This is a genomic window from Clostridium sp. D46t1_190503_E9 (assembly GCF_015555225.1).
GTDB lineage: Bacteria > Bacillota > Clostridia > Clostridiales > Clostridiaceae > Clostridium.
This window is the reverse complement of sequence record NZ_JADNKB010000003.1, coordinates 88,098-102,870: the sequence shown is the minus strand read 5'-3', so window position 1 is coordinate 102,870 and position 14,773 is coordinate 88,098. Positions and strand designations below refer to the sequence as shown.

At 26.6% G+C, this 14,773-nt stretch carries 14 protein-coding genes; all 14 read left to right on the top strand.

Annotation, left to right across the window (positions count from 1 at the left end; all coding sequences use genetic code 11):
- Positions 1–87 precede the first annotated feature (87 nt).
- The 14 genes from I2E83_RS04200 to I2E83_RS04135 all read left to right on the top strand — a co-directional run bounded on the left by I2E83_RS04200 (position 88) and on the right by I2E83_RS04135 (position 14,773).
- Positions 88–486 carry a hypothetical protein gene (locus I2E83_RS04200; protein WP_195428709.1) on the top strand — a complete coding sequence of 133 codons (399 nt, stop codon included), beginning with the start codon at positions 88–90 and terminating at the stop codon, positions 484–486.
- 94 nt (positions 487–580) lie between these two features.
- The gene (locus tag I2E83_RS04195; protein WP_195428707.1) at positions 581–877 is read left to right on the top strand and encodes a hypothetical protein; all 297 of its coding nucleotides are present in this window, start codon (positions 581–583) and stop codon (positions 875–877) included.
- A 486-nt stretch (positions 878–1,363) separates the two neighbouring features.
- Positions 1,364–1,717, top strand: coding sequence for a hypothetical protein (locus I2E83_RS04190; protein WP_195428706.1), 354 nt, complete (start codon positions 1,364–1,366; stop codon positions 1,715–1,717).
- A gap of 287 nt (positions 1,718–2,004) precedes the next feature.
- A complete protein-coding gene (locus tag I2E83_RS04185; protein WP_195428704.1) occupies positions 2,005–2,280 on the top strand; it encodes a hypothetical protein in 276 nt (91 codons plus the stop codon).
- 851 nt (positions 2,281–3,131) lie between these two features.
- Positions 3,132–3,317 carry a hypothetical protein gene (locus tag I2E83_RS04180; protein ID WP_195428702.1) on the top strand — a complete coding sequence of 62 codons (186 nt, stop codon included), beginning with the start codon at positions 3,132–3,134 and terminating at the stop codon, positions 3,315–3,317.
- Positions 3,318–3,939: 622 nt separating this feature from the next.
- Positions 3,940–4,647 (top strand): hypothetical protein, encoded by a 708-nt coding sequence (locus tag I2E83_RS04175; protein ID WP_195428701.1) that lies wholly within the window; start codon positions 3,940–3,942, stop codon positions 4,645–4,647.
- 158 nt (positions 4,648–4,805) lie between these two features.
- Complete coding sequence (locus tag I2E83_RS04170) at positions 4,806–5,024, top strand: hypothetical protein (RefSeq protein WP_195262509.1); 219 nt, start codon at positions 4,806–4,808, stop codon at positions 5,022–5,024.
- Between the two features lie 479 nt (positions 5,025–5,503).
- Positions 5,504–6,703, top strand: a complete 1,200-nt coding sequence (locus I2E83_RS04165) for a class I SAM-dependent methyltransferase (RefSeq protein ID WP_195428700.1) — start codon at positions 5,504–5,506, stop codon at positions 6,701–6,703.
- Positions 6,704–7,108: 405 nt separating this feature from the next.
- A complete protein-coding gene (locus tag I2E83_RS04160) occupies positions 7,109–9,505 on the top strand; it encodes a hypothetical protein (RefSeq protein WP_195428698.1) in 2,397 nt (798 codons plus the stop codon).
- A complete protein-coding gene (locus I2E83_RS04155; protein ID WP_195262506.1) occupies positions 9,505–10,428 on the top strand; it encodes an ABC transporter ATP-binding protein in 924 nt (307 codons plus the stop codon). Before I2E83_RS04160 ends, I2E83_RS04155 begins: the two co-directional genes overlap by 1 nt.
- Positions 10,429–10,443: 15 nt before the next feature.
- Positions 10,444–11,337 carry an ABC transporter permease gene (locus I2E83_RS04150; protein ID WP_195262505.1) on the top strand — a complete coding sequence of 298 codons (894 nt, stop codon included), beginning with the start codon at positions 10,444–10,446 and terminating at the stop codon, positions 11,335–11,337.
- Between the two features lie 4 nt (positions 11,338–11,341).
- Entirely contained in the window at positions 11,342–12,889 is a 1,548-nt protein-coding gene (locus I2E83_RS04145) for a pectinesterase (RefSeq protein ID WP_195428695.1), read from the top strand.
- A 12-nt stretch (positions 12,890–12,901) separates the two neighbouring features.
- On the top strand, positions 12,902–13,885 hold the full coding sequence (locus I2E83_RS04140) for a MoxR family ATPase (protein WP_195428693.1): 984 nt from the start codon (positions 12,902–12,904) through the stop codon (positions 13,883–13,885).
- 3 nt (positions 13,886–13,888) lie between these two features.
- Positions 13,889–14,773, top strand: a complete 885-nt coding sequence (locus I2E83_RS04135) for a DUF58 domain-containing protein (RefSeq protein WP_195262502.1) — start codon at positions 13,889–13,891, stop codon at positions 14,771–14,773.

Genomic DNA, 14,773 nt, shown 5'->3' with positions numbered 1-14,773 from the left:
CGCGAATTAATTAATTTTGTGTTAAATATTTACAAATATTAAAAGTTCTTTTAAAATAAATATATGTATAAAATGGAGGAGAAGAAAATGAGTACATTTGTATTAAAAAGAGAATACAATTTACAATTACCAAATAACTATGTAGGTGTTGACAGAGAGGAAATGGAATATGTTGATGGAGGAGCTAGATATAGTGGTAGTCAAGGATGGATAGTTGCATCAGCATTAACAGCTGTTGGGTATGGAGTAGCAGCATTTGGAAAAGGAACATTAACTGTTTTTAAAGCTGCACTTTCAGAAATTCTATTAGCAGGTCCTTTAGCATGGTTAATATCAGCCGTTTGTTATATAACTGCTGCTAGTCTAACATATATGGGCGGAACATTTGCAGGAGCAGGTTCCGAAGCATGTTGGTACATGGGAACAAAAGGGTATTTTGATCTTACATTTGGAACTAATCCATTTGCATTGTTATCAGTTTCATAAAATTAAATAATTATATATTTTTATATGTAGCAGATATATTTAGTAAGAGTATTTAATTTATTTATAATTGAATATATTATTGGAGGAATAAAGTATGGGACTAGTTATTATAAATATAATATCATATTCAATTATAATGATAATTGAATTATTGAGTGAAAAAAGAAAAATTGAGAAATTAAAAAGAGTAAATAAAATAAATAGAGGAGATAGTATTGGAAGTTTAATATTAGTATTAATTGGAGCTGGAATATCAGCTTATGCTTGCAATAATCCAGAGTATACAGGGATTATGAGAGGCATAGTTATAACTTCCTTTGCTTTCATATACTTAATATATTGGGCAGCTATCTCAATCATAGATACTAAGATAAATGAAAGTGATAAATAGATATAATTAAATTAGAGGCATTAAGTGTTTTCATATAAAAACACCTAATGCCTCTTTATCATAGAAATATACAGTAAATATTTTGATTTCTATAGTAGTTACTTTAATAAATATTTTTTTGATATATAATATAGAAAATCTGTTAATAACTAAGTATAAGCATATGTTAATCTAAATTTCTTTTTATAATTCTAAAAAATATAATACTTTTGTATTAATAAAACTTAAATATAAGTTTTAATATGAATAGCGCGCGGATTAATTAATTGTATGTTAAATATTTACAAGTGTTTAAAGTTCTTTTAAAATAAATATATAATGGAGGAGAAGAAAATGAGCGCATTGGCATTGAACACTTAATGAAGCTTTAGCTGAATTTAGTGTGAAAACCCATCTTACGAAGGGAACTGAGGAAGATGTTCCTATGAAAAGAGAGAATACGATTTACAATTACCAAATAACTATGTAGGTGTTGACAGAGAGGAAATGGAATATGTTGATGGAGGTGCTAATGCTGTAGAATATTGGTGGGGATGGGCAGTTGATCTTAGCGCATCTGAAGCTATACAGTTTGGAGATGCACTAATATCATTTAATGCAACATCAGCTGGAATAATTGGAGGTACTGCAAGCGCTTTAGCATCTTATGCAGCTTCAAGAGTGGTAAGTACAACATTAAAGTTTTTACTGGGTTCTACAGGCTGGGGATTTATAATCGGAACTGCTGCATATGCTCTTAATGTTCTTTATGTTGGAACTAAATTGAAAAATGCAGGTGGTAGTGGGCGAGGAGCAACATTATGTAAGAATGCAGCTGGATATTCAGTTAACGTATGGTAAAAAGATATCACATATAATATAAATTTACTAAATATAGTTAGGATAAAATAAGAGAGTATTGAGAAAGTAATTAATGGTATATTTCTTATTATTTCAATACTCTCTTTTTTATAATTAATAATTAATGATATGATAAATATTATTTAATTTAAGTTTTAGAGCAAAATACGAGAGATGAATTATTAAGTGGAATGAGTTAAATGTATATTAACAAACTGATAAGAGTAATGAGAAATTAAATAATTAGATAGAACTTGTATAAAGAGTTATAATAAGGAGAAATTTTTATGGATAAATTGGAATTAAGTAAAATATTTACAATAAATATATTTATAAATGTAATAGTATTATTAATAGGAATATATTTATATGAAAATTATTTAACTCTCTTTTCTGCTTTAGTAATGATTGCTAACGTATTTTTAAATTATAAGCTTTTAAATTATTGGGTAAATGGAAAAGATAGAAAAGTAATAGCGTATATAGGATTCTTTAATTTAATTTTAACAAATGTTATTTATTTAATTTTAATATATAAGATTACTATTATAAGATATCAATAAAAGTTATAAAGTAAGTGAAACTGTAACTATAATATAATTGTAAAGTAAACATAATATATTATTCAAAAATTTATTAATTGTACTTTGAATCTATCACATAATAAATGACATAATGATATATTTCTTATTTAGGCTTAACGGATTTATAATTATTAGCACATTTTTTTAATAGTAAGCATCAAAAATTAACGGATAGAAAATAAAGACTCCATTTGCTAGAATCAAAAATAACAATAAAAGCAAAGGGAGGTTATTTTTATGACAAAAAGAATAAGAAAAGAGTCTTGAAAGGAATATATAGTAAAAATTTCTTCTTATATAGGATTGTTAAGATAGTATTGTACTGAGAATAATATTATTAAAAATAAATTTTATTATAATAAAAAGGTATTCTATGTAGATACTGTTGGTTCAGCAATAAATTTAGTACTAGGATATATTATGCCTTTATCAGCAATAGGGTAATATTCAAGAAGGGTTGGAGCAAGAAATGCCACGAGCAAGTGGGATTCAGATCATCCCACAAGCATCCCGGGCACAAAGTAGATAATAAGATAGCTAGCTTTAAATGAGTTAATAAATTCCTTTAAGGCTTATTTTTTTGCATTTAAATCTTATATTTTAAAATAGAAAGTTTTTTCTTATATAATTATTTTATTAAATATACCATGTATAGCTATGGAGAGGTTAATAGAAACATTTTGTTTGGATAGGTAATCTATTGAAAATTAAAAGATTTATGAGGTCTTTATTAGTAGAGTTGATGTAACTTTTGCCATGAATTGTTTAAATTTAGAAAACTCTATTGATATTAGAGATGCGATAATAATGGAATGGATGGTTAGCATAAAATGAAAACAATATTCAAATATATTACTCTTATAATTTATGGTACTTTAGTTTTATATTTAGCAAATAAATTTATAGAACTAAATAATTTAACAAAAAATTTTTATTATGGTAGCATAGTTTTGTTTTTATTAATAACTGGTTACACACTAATTCAAAAGTTTTTTATGGGTAAAGAAGAAAAGTAATAATAATAGGCGGTATCTCAAATTATTTTTAAATCATTTACTTAAACGGTTCCATTCTCATATTATTCATTACATGGGAAGTGTAAATCAGAAAATGGTTAAAAGTAATAGGATTTCGATTAATAATAAACTGTAAATATAATAGGTATATATTTGATTATATTTATCAGGAGAGTACTAAATAGTAGGAAACAGATTTGTTTAAAATTAGAAAATATATGAATGAAATCTGTGATTAGTAAATGATAGGTTATTAATAGATATTTTTATATGATTAAATAATTAAATAATTAAATTATTTTAGAATAGGTAAGTGAGTTAATAGTGAATTTAAATATGTTGATTCGATATGTGATAAGTGTTGGAATAAGTTCGTTGGTGTTTTTTACTATTATGGTAAATTATAATAGGATGAAGAAGGTTGTAAAAATAGATTATTAATATTCTTTTTATCTGTAGTCATAGTTTTAGTTGATATTATAATTAAAAATTATTTCGGAAGTGAAAGCATTTTTGCTACAATAACTAGAAGTATTACATATTCAGTAAGTATGAGTATTTTTATTTATTTGATTTTAAGTAGGAAACAGAAAGTATAATGAATTTTGAATAGAGGTTATTTATGTATCAATACAATTGGCTTTTTGAAGCACAATCAATAGGAGAATTTTTTAAGAGACTAGGGATTTTTATTTTAATAGTAATAATATTTGTTTTACATTTTATTGGAGTATCTTATTTAATTGATAGTTTTATTAAAGCATTTAATGAAAACTATTTATTAATAACAACGAAGATATTTGATAATATTGTATGTTTATTAATTCCAGTAATAATATTAGCAATGATTTACTTTAGAATTAAAATAAAAAGGATGACAAGAGATATAATTTATAGGAAAAGAAATAAAAGAGGTTCTATAATCTTCTATTCTATTTTACTTTCTTTAATATTAGTTTTTATCTATAGCTTAAATAAATATACGATATTTTATGAAAATAAAATTATAAGACATAATATTATAAAGCCTCTGGAAAAGGAATATAGTTATTCTGATATAAAAGAAGGGGATATAGGTATAAAGTGGAGAAATAGAAAATATCCAAGTTGGTATTATTACATTAATTTTAACGATGAATATAAAGTTAATATTACAAACGGAGTATTTGGAGACAATTATGATTTAAAGAAATTGATCGAAGTTAATAATATTCTTTCACAAAAGGACATTATTAGAAATATAGACAAGACATATCTTGATATTTATACAATAGATTTTGGTGAAGACAGAAAAAATGATATGTATGAGTTATTTAATATTAGTAATTAACTAAATTAATATTAAATAATATCTAGAAATTTTATATGAGTTTTATAGAAAAAAGTTTAATTAGAAATAGATTTATTTTATCAGCTATTATAAATGGTTTTTATGTTTGTTTATTAAAAGAATAATTATATAAATAAATTTAAAAGGAGTCTTAAGCTATGAAAAATAAAAAGATATGTCCTAAATGTAACGGTGAGAAAATCTTAAGAATACCTGGTGAAACTGGTATATATGGAACGGGGAATAATATTCCAGCAGGGTTTCTAAATGGTACTGTAAATATTTCAAGATATTTATGTTGCAATTGTGGATACATGGAAGAATGGGTAGATAATAAAGAAGATATAAACAAGTTGGAAAAAAGATATAGTAAATAATAATATAATAAAATAAAAAACAAGGATCTATCGCATAAAGATATTTAAGTAAAATGTAGAATGTAAAATTTAAAGTGATATTTCATACTGAAATACTTAAATTTACATTATTTTAAAACTACTTTCAGTAGTTTTCATCTTAATTTTACATTATAAATTTACATTTTTAGTTGCGTAACAGAGCCTTGTTTTTTTGTTAGAAAATTATAAGATTAAAGATTTTAAAAGTACGATAGGATAACTTTTAAAGGCTAATGTGAAAGCTTATAAGTATATTTTTCCTTTGTATTGTCTATAATCTCAACTAGATTAGTTTAGTTAAAGTGATTTAATTTGTGAAAGCAAAAGTAAATTTATTTCTAAATTTAAGACGTTATTAGTTGTATCTTATTTATGGTGATATATAAACTCATGAAATAATATTTTGCTACATTAAGAGTTAACAAGTTCACAAGATTAATGTATTTAGGAGGAAGTTTATGGATATGGAAAAAATATTCTTTAAAACATTTTTAAAGAATTTTGAAGACTTATCATTTGAAGTAAAGTTTTGGGATGATGAGGTTGTTAAAGTTGGAAAAGAGGAGCCTTTATTTAATCTATATTTAAAAAAGCCAATACCAAAAAAAGCATTATTAACTAGTACTTCATTAGCTTTTGGGGAAGCCTATATGGATGGTGATATAGAAATAGATGGAGATTTATTTACTGTATTTGATGAGTTGTTAAAGTGTATAGATAAGTTTTCTACTGATTTTAAAGGCTTACCAAAGATATTTAAAAGTTCAACATCTGAAAAACATCAAAAAGAAGAAATATCATATCATTATGATATAGGAAATGATTTCTATAAATTATGGCTAGATGATACCATGAGCTATTCTTGCGGATATTTTAAAAATCCAACAGATACTTTATATGATGCTCAAATGAATAAGATTCATCATCTATTAAAAAAATTAAATCTAAAAGAAGGATTGACTTTATTAGATATAGGATGTGGATGGGGTGGACTTCTTATAGAAGCTGCTAAATTATATAAGGTTAAAGGTCTTGGAATAACTTTAAGTAAGGAACAACATGATGAGTTTAAAAAGAGAATAAAAGAAGAAGGATTAGAAAATTATTTAGATGTAAAAATAATGGATTATAGAGATCTAAAGAAATCAAAATTAAACTTTGATAGAATTGTTAGTGTTGGAATGCTTGAGCATGTAGGACGTGAAAATTATAATTTATTTTTTGAAAATGTAAATTCTGTATTGAATAAAGGTGGAGTTTTTGTGCTTCATTATATAAGTGGTTTAAAAGAATCACAAGGAGATGCATGGATAAAGAAATACATATTCCCAGGTGGGGTAATACCAACACTTAGGGAAATAATATCATTATCAGCAGAGTATAAATTTTATACTATAGATGTTGAAAGTCTAAGATTACATTATAAAAATACATTATTACATTGGGCTAAAAATTTTGATAACAATATAGATAAGGTTAGAAAAATGCATGATAGTAATGGCAGAGTATTTGATGAAAGATTTATAAGAATGTGGAGAATGTATTTATATTGCTGTGCAGCATCTTTTAACAATGGAGTTATTGATCTACATCAAATAGTTTTTGTAAAAGATATAAATAATAATTTACCAATGACTAGAGAGTATATGTATAGATAATGATACAATAAATTATGTTAATAAAATTATTATTATTAATATACATTTAAAGAATAATAACTAAAAATAAATATTATAGATGAAAAAGAAAATTATCCATATTTTGAGTTGTTTTAATTTAAAATATGGATTTTTATCTTTTAAAAATAAAATATAAAACTTTTATCAAGTATTTTATTGAATATAATCTCAAGTAAAGAAGTGTGTTGTAAAAATTATATATAGTATAAGTCGTTATATATTAGTTATTTTTGAAATCTTAAATAATAAGTCTATATTATAGTTATATTATTGCTAAATTTGTTAAAAATAAGAAATTTTTAAGAATTTGTTAAGGGAAAATTATAGTAATTAGGATACAATTAAAATATATGATTAAAAATATGTAACTTAGGGGGAAGAATAATGAAGTCGCTTTTTAGAAAGGTTGCAGTAATTATTAGTTTAGTTTTAATGATTATTGCGTTACCTAGTATAAGTTTAATAACAAAGGCTGAAGATACAAAAACAGATCCATATGAATTGAAAATTACATCAGGTATTGAAGGAAAGTTTAGGGCTTTAAAATATATACCTGTGACAGTAGAATTTACTAGTTTGGAAAAGGATTTCAATGGTGAGGTAGAAATTAGAACAACTGGTTCTTATTCATCAACTTATGATGCTTATAGTAAAGAGGTTTCAATAGCTAAAGGAGAAACTACTAAAGTAGTTATCCCAATTAAGCTTTTAGAAGGATCAAGTAAAATAACTGTTAACCTTATTGAAAATGGGAAAGTATTATTTGAAAAAAAGAGTTTAATATCAAATGGTAGAGTAAATGATTCTAATTTATTTATAGGTATATTAACTGATGATGCGTCATCTTTAAATTATATAGGATCAATTTCTCTTGAATCTAAAGAGATTAAAGGTGTAATTGAAAGGGTTCAATTAGACAAAGATATTATAGGTGAAAGTAACTTAAATATAGAGGGATTAGATGTAATACTTATTAATAATTACAATATGTCTAATTTGAAAAAAGAGCAGTATCAATCTTTGAACTCTTGGATAAATAAAGGCGGAACATTAATAATTGGTGCTGGAGCTAATGAAAGTAAAACTATTAGTAGTATAGATAAAGACTTTTTAAATATAAAATCTAATGGGAATTCAGAGAAAGCTATAAAATTAGTAGATGATAATTTAAAACTTATATTTTCTAATTTAGAAATTAAAGATGCTAAGATTAAGCAAGGAACTGAGGAAATTCCATTAGTCTATTCTCTAGAAAGAGGTAAGGGAGAAATATTAGTATCAACTTTTGATTTAGGATTAGAGCCATTAATATCATCAAAGGATGCTGGAAAGTTTTTAAGTACTATATTATCAGGTTCATATTCAAGCCTATTTAATAATGGAATGAACGGTAAATATATGCCAGGATATTATAGAAGTTACGAATTAACTAGAAATATTCCTATAAACGAAATTGTAGGGGTTAAGTCTTTGGCAGTTGTACTTGGATTATATGCATTAATAGTTGGAGTATTACTTTATATTATATTAAAAAAACTTAATAAGAGAGATTTAACTTGGATAGCAGTTCCTGTAATATCCATAGTATTTACTTTAGTTATTTATTATATGGGAAGTTTAACAAGAGTAAATGATATTATATTAAATCAAAATAATATTATTTCATTAGATAAAGATGGTAAGGGAATAGCAAAGGGATATTTAGGAATAGGAACAAAATATAAAGATGATGTAATTATAAAAAAACCAGAAGATTTAACTATGAATTATTCTACTCAGGACAATTATTATTACGCTAATCAAGAACAAGAGGTAAGCGATGTGCTTAGGGTAAAAACTACTTATAGTGGGAATAACTCCTATTTTACTTTTAAAGATAGTAATGCATTAGATATGAAATCATTTGAAGTTATTGGTAAAGAACAAGTAATTACAACTATTGACTCTTCATTTAATTTAGTTGATGGAAATTTAAATGGTAAAGTAAAAAACAACCTAGATTATGACATAAAAAGATTGCTATTAGTAGCTGGAAGAAATATTTGGGATATGGGCTCACTTGAAAAGGGGCAAGAAAAGGAAATTTCTAAATTAGCTACTGCTAGTTCAGGAGGATTAGAAGCTTATTCAGAAACATTAAATCAAAAGTATTATACTGCAAGATGGGATAAAAATAAGGATTTAAAATCAGAAGAGTTTAACGGAATACTTAGAACTTCAGCTATAATTGCAACAGCTTCTAGTGAAATATCTGTTAATAAAGATATCAAGTTAGTTGCAATAACAGATATGCCAGTAGAGTATGGAGTTGATTTTGGAAAGAAATCAGTTTCTAAATTTGATACTACTGTAATTATTCAAGATGCAGCATTAGATTTTAAAGATAAAGATGGAAACTATAATTTCCCTGATGGATATTTTGAATCTAAAGTAGAGTCTTCTTCAGCAAATGTACACATAGATGATTATAGTGGATACATTTATGGACAGGGAGAAGTTGTATTTAAATATGAAATAGATAAAAAAATTGAAGTATTAGATTTAATAGTAAAACCTGGTGTAGATAGATACGGAAATGGTGGTCAAGATAATTCGGAAAAATATATTTATAATTATAAAACTGAAAGCTATGATAAAATCAAAATGTCTCAAGGTTACGAAAAGATTAAAGACTTAGATAACTATATAAAAGATAACACAGTAAAAATTAAGTTTATAGTTGATGATTCAAAAGGCCAGTCAATGATTCCAAGAATTACTGTTAAGGGGAGGGAAAGATAATGCTAGTTATAAAAAATCTTGAAAAATCTTATGGTAAGTTTAAGGCATTGAATGGATTAAACTTAGAAATTGAGAAAGGCGAGATATTTGGATTTATAGGTCCAAATGGAGCTGGGAAAAGTACTACAATGAAAATTGTATCAGGCTTACTTTCTCCAGATAGTGGTGAAGTTTATGTAGATGGAATAGATGCAATAAAAAATAATAAAGCATTAAAAGATAAAATAGGATATATGCCAGATTTCTTTGGGGTTTATGATAATTTAAGAGCAATAGAATACCTAGAGTTTTATGCTTCTATTTATGGAATTGTTGGAGAAGAAGCAAGGAAATTATCTATGGACTTGTTAGAATTAGTTAACTTACAAGATAAGTGGGATGCAAATGTAGATGGGTTATCAAGGGGAATGAAGCAAAGGTTATGTTTAGCAAGGTGTTTAGTTCATAATCCAGAGTTATTAATATTAGATGAGCCAGCTTCAGGTATGGATCCAAGAGCAAGATTTGAAATGAAGGGGATATTAAAAAATCTTAAAGAAATGGGAAAGACAATTATAGTATCCTCTCATATACTTTCTGAACTTGGTGAAATATGTACTAGAATTGGAATAATTAAAAATGGAGCTATTGTATGTGAAGGCACTGTTGAGGATGTTATGCTTCGAGCATCAGGTAGTGCGCCTATTAATATAACTGTAATTGAAGATCCTGAAAAAGCAATAAAGGTTCTAAAAGAAATACCAGATGTTAAGGAAATTTCATTAGACGGGAATAAAATTACAGCAAATGTCGCAGGAGGCGATAAGGAAGCTAAGGAAATATTAAAAGCTTTAGTTACACAAGAGGTATCTGTAATCGGATTTGCTAAAGCTGTAGGAAATTTAGAAGATGTATTTATACAAATAACAGAGGAAGATAATTAGAAGGGGGATGAAAAGATGAGATTAAATCCAGTTTTAAGAAATGAAAGCAAGCTATCTGTTAGAACAGCTAGATTTTCACTAATGTTATTAATATATATAGCTGTATTATCTGTAGGGACATTGATTTTTTATAATAGCTATAGTAGTGAAGTTTATGCTTCAGGAATAAATCCACAAAATGCAGTTTCTCTTTATATTATTATGGCAGTAATTCAGGCAATATTATTGATGTTTATTGTGCCATCATTGACAGCGACTTCAATATGTTCAGAAAGAGAAAAGCAAACATTAGATATATTATTATCAACAAGATTAAAACCACTTCAAATTATATTAGGAAAGCTTTCAGCATCTTCATTAAAGGTAATAATGCTTATAATTTGTACAATACCATTATATGCGATATGTGGGTTAGTCGGAGGGATAAAATTAAGTAATATATTGGTTTTAATTGGCTCCTTTATTATTAATACAATATTTGTTGGTTCTATTGGAGTGTTTATTTCAACCTATTCAAAGACATCTAAAGCAGCAACAGCTTTATGTTATGCATTAGTATTATTCATTTTTGTTGGAACTGTAGTTATAGCATATATTATCTTGTTGATTAATGCATCAAGAGGAATATATAGTGGAGTAACAACACCTCCATCTATATCACCAATTGCATATTTAAGCCCAGCTACTGGATTTTTTGTAATGTTATCTAATCAAGTAGGATTTGGAGGAAATTCTTTTTATTTCATAGGACAAATTGGAATGTCTAAGTACACTGAATATATTTCTGTAGGAATTCAAATAGTATTAAGTTGCATATTTATAGGATTTGCAGCTAGAAGATTAAATCCACTAAATAGAAAAAGAAATAAGAAGGTAAAGATTAAGACAAAGAAAAAAGTAAAGGAGTAAAGCTATGAATTCTTTAAATAATGAAATATTAACCTTTATAAAAAAGGCATCAAAAAGAATTAGGGCGAACTTCATAATAAACTTGAGCATAGTAGGTTTAAAATACCTACTATGCTCAATCTTATGCTTATTATTAATATCTTTATTTATAACATTTCCATATGTAGAAGAAGTTTCTCTTAGTGTTTTAGCTTTAGGATTAATTTCAATAATAATATATGGATTTATAAAATCACCTGATAAAAAAAGTGTTTCTTTAATAGTTGATTCAAAAGGATTAAATGAAAGAGTTACTACTTCTTTAGAATTAATAAATGAAGAAGATAATATTTCAATTGCTCAAAAGAAAGATACTGTATCATTTATTAAAAGTTTTAGCATAAAAGATAATTTGAAAATAACTGTAGATAAAAAGCAAATACTTATAGTTTTAGGATTAATAATAATGTGTTTTATGACTTCATTTATAGATACTTCAGCTAAAAAAGAAGCTAATTCAATTAGAGAATTTAATAAATATCAACAGGAATTTATTAAAAAAATCGAAGAAGAAAAGAAGTTAGTTGAAAAATCAGAAGAATTAACTGAAGAAGAAAAAGAGGCTATAAAAAAGATATTAGAAGATGCAAAGAAGGAGTTAAAGGAAAGCGAAAAGAAGCTTGATGTAAATAAAACTTTAGAAAGAATGGAAAAGAAGCTAGAAGATAAAAAGAATGAAGCAAAGAATGATAAAAGTAAATCTGCTATAGAAAAGACTCAAAAGAATTTATTAGATGAGTTTAATAAAGATAAAGAAGAAGGCGCAAAGAAAGACTTAAATAAATTGACTAATGAGCTTATGAAAAAGAAGGAAGGTAAAGAGCTTGCAGATGCAATATTGTCTAAGGATAAGGAAAAATTAGAAAAGGCTTTAGGAAACTTAAAAAAATCCCTGGGAAATATGAGTAGTAGTGAGCTAAATAATTTATCAAAAGCTCTTGCAAATGCCTCTAATAGCGTAAGTGATGAAAATCTTTCAGAAGCCTTAAGTGAAGCTTCAAACTCAGTTCTAGATGGAAAGCTTGATGCAGAAAGTCTAAAGGATGCTATTCAAAATTCACAAAGTAATAGTAGTGGAAAGAAGCCTGGAGATAAAGAAGGCGAAGGAGAAGGCGAAGGCGAAGGTCAAGGAGAGGGCGAAGGACAAGGTGAAGGCGAAGGAAATGGATCAGGTAGTGGAAACGGGAATGAAAGTGGAAATGGAAGTGGAACAGGTTGGAATACAGGAAGTGATGAAGGCAAAGAAAATGATTTAGAAAATAAAGAGGGAGAGCAAATATATATTCCAGGAAGAGACGTTGGAAATGATGAAAATCTAACTGGAAATAAAAATCAAGATGGAAATTCCCAAACTATAGAAACTGAAAATGGATTTAATTTAGATGGAAATAAAATAAATTACGATAAGGTAATAGGAGATTATACTAACAGTGCATTAGAAGGTGCAAATAATAGTAATCTTCCAGAGAGTTTAAAAGATCTTATAAAGGATTATTTTGAAGGATTAAACTAAGAGGTGAAAAGTATGGAAATAAGTGAAAAAGAAATAATAGAAGTTTCAGAGAAAATAAGAAGATGTGAAGAAGAAATATCTAAAGGAATAATAGGACAAAAGGATATAATTAGAAATGTTTTAATTGCTATTTTTGCAGATGGTAATGTACTTTTAGAGGGTATGCCTGGAATGGGAAAAACTCAGTTAGTAAAAACAATTGGGAAGGTACTAAATTTAAGCTTTTCAAGAATACAGTTTACACCAGATTTAATGCCAGCAGACGTAGTTGGAACAAATATAGTAGTTAAAGAAAATGATAAAACTTTATTTAAATTTGAAAAGGGACCTGTATTTACAAATTTACTGTTAGCAGATGAAATAAATAGAGCAACTCCTAAAACTCAATCTGCATTACTTGAAGCTATGGGAGAAAAAACAGTAACAGTTGGTAAGACAACATATGAAATGTCAAAACCATTTATGGTGCTTGCAACTCAAAACCCAATAGAACAAGAAGGAACATATCCACTTCCAGAAGCACAATTAGATAGATTTCTATTTAAGTTAAATGTAGATTTTCCAAATCTAGAAGAGCTTAAGGCCATTATGGATTTAACATTAACTAATAACAAAGTTGAATTTGATGCTGTTCTTGAAGGCGATGAAATATTAAAGATAAGAGAAGCAATTAGAGAAATAAAACTAGCAGAAGCCGTTAAAGAATTTGCATTAAAGCTTATATTAGCAACTCATCCAGAAATTCCAGAAGCTTCAGAGTTTGTTAATAGATATGTAGAAGCAGGGGCAAGTCCAAGAGCTGCACAAGGTATTATTAGTGGAGCAAAAGTAAGAGCAGTTATGGAAGGTAGGTTAAATGTATCATTTGAGGATATTAAGGCTTTAGCTTATCCTGTTTTAAGACATAGAATAATACTAAATTTTGATGCTATAACAGAAGGCTTAACAGAAGAAAGTATTATAGATAAGATACTAGAAGATTTAAAGGTTGTGTAAAAAATGAGTGAAAGGATATTTAATGAGGATTTTTTTAAAAAGCTAAATAAAATAAATATGCATATAAATTTTAAGCTTTCCTCGGGAACACAAGGAGGAAGAAAGTCAAAAGCAAAAGGAGTTTCTGTAGAGTTTTCTGATTATAGAGAATATGCTCCAGGTGATGATTTTAGGCGAATAGATTGGAATGCATATGGTAGATTTGATAAGTTTTTTATAAAGGTTTTTATGGAAGAAAGAGAAGGTGTTTTTAATTTCTTTGTTGATAAAAGTAAATCAATGGACTATGGAAGTGAAAATAAAAAAGATACAGCATTAAAAGTTGTTGCTGCTTTAAGCTATATTGCCTTAAATAATTTAGATAGAGTGAATATAAGCACTATGGATAACGGGGATATACAAAGTATAAAATCAGCAGCTGGAAACAAAGCATTTCAAAGGATATTAAGAGAGTTAGAAAATATTGAATTTGATGGTAAAACAGATATTACGAGCAGTATAAAAAAGAGACCATTAACTCCTAGGGGTGTATCGGTAGTTGTATCTGATTTCTTAAATAATGAAGGATTAAAAGATTTAGAAGATGCTCTTAAGTATTTAGCTTTTAAAAAGCAAGATATAATATTGGTTCAAATATTATCAAATGAGGAAATCGATCCAGAGTTCAATAATGAAATTACATTTATAGATAGTGAGACAGGTGAAAATGTAAAAATGAGTTTAACTCCAAGTTTAATAAAAGAGTATAAAAATACTTTAAAGTCTTATAAAAAGTCTATTGAGGATATTACAAGAAAATATGGTGGTAAATTTATAAGTGTAAATTCATCTATGGAAATAGAAGAAATAATATTAGGTGAGTTTAGCAAGAAAAGAGTATTGTATTAG

Excerpts from the sequence above, each read along its gene's own strand:
- I2E83_RS04200 (WP_195428709.1), top strand. The coding sequence starts at position 88 with ATGAGTACATTTGTATTAAAAAGAGAATACAATTTACAATTACCAAAT.
- I2E83_RS04195 (WP_195428707.1), top strand. The coding sequence starts at position 581 with ATGGGACTAGTTATTATAAATATAATATCATATTCAATTATAATGATA.
- I2E83_RS04190 (WP_195428706.1), top strand. The coding sequence starts at position 1,364 with ATGGAATATGTTGATGGAGGTGCTAATGCTGTAGAATATTGGTGGGGA.
- I2E83_RS04185 (WP_195428704.1), top strand. The coding sequence starts at position 2,005 with ATGGATAAATTGGAATTAAGTAAAATATTTACAATAAATATATTTATA.
- I2E83_RS04180 (WP_195428702.1), top strand. The coding sequence starts at position 3,132 with ATGAAAACAATATTCAAATATATTACTCTTATAATTTATGGTACTTTA.
- I2E83_RS04175 (WP_195428701.1), top strand. The coding sequence starts at position 3,940 with ATGTATCAATACAATTGGCTTTTTGAAGCACAATCAATAGGAGAATTT.
- I2E83_RS04170 (WP_195262509.1), top strand. The coding sequence starts at position 4,806 with ATGAAAAATAAAAAGATATGTCCTAAATGTAACGGTGAGAAAATCTTA.
- I2E83_RS04165 (WP_195428700.1), top strand. The coding sequence starts at position 5,504 with ATGGATATGGAAAAAATATTCTTTAAAACATTTTTAAAGAATTTTGAA.
- I2E83_RS04160 (WP_195428698.1), top strand. The coding sequence starts at position 7,109 with ATGAAGTCGCTTTTTAGAAAGGTTGCAGTAATTATTAGTTTAGTTTTA.
- I2E83_RS04155 (WP_195262506.1), top strand. The coding sequence starts at position 9,505 with ATGCTAGTTATAAAAAATCTTGAAAAATCTTATGGTAAGTTTAAGGCA.
- I2E83_RS04150 (WP_195262505.1), top strand. The coding sequence starts at position 10,444 with ATGAGATTAAATCCAGTTTTAAGAAATGAAAGCAAGCTATCTGTTAGA.
- I2E83_RS04145 (WP_195428695.1), top strand. The coding sequence starts at position 11,342 with ATGAATTCTTTAAATAATGAAATATTAACCTTTATAAAAAAGGCATCA.
- I2E83_RS04140 (WP_195428693.1), top strand. The coding sequence starts at position 12,902 with ATGGAAATAAGTGAAAAAGAAATAATAGAAGTTTCAGAGAAAATAAGA.
- I2E83_RS04135 (WP_195262502.1), top strand. The coding sequence starts at position 13,889 with ATGAGTGAAAGGATATTTAATGAGGATTTTTTTAAAAAGCTAAATAAA.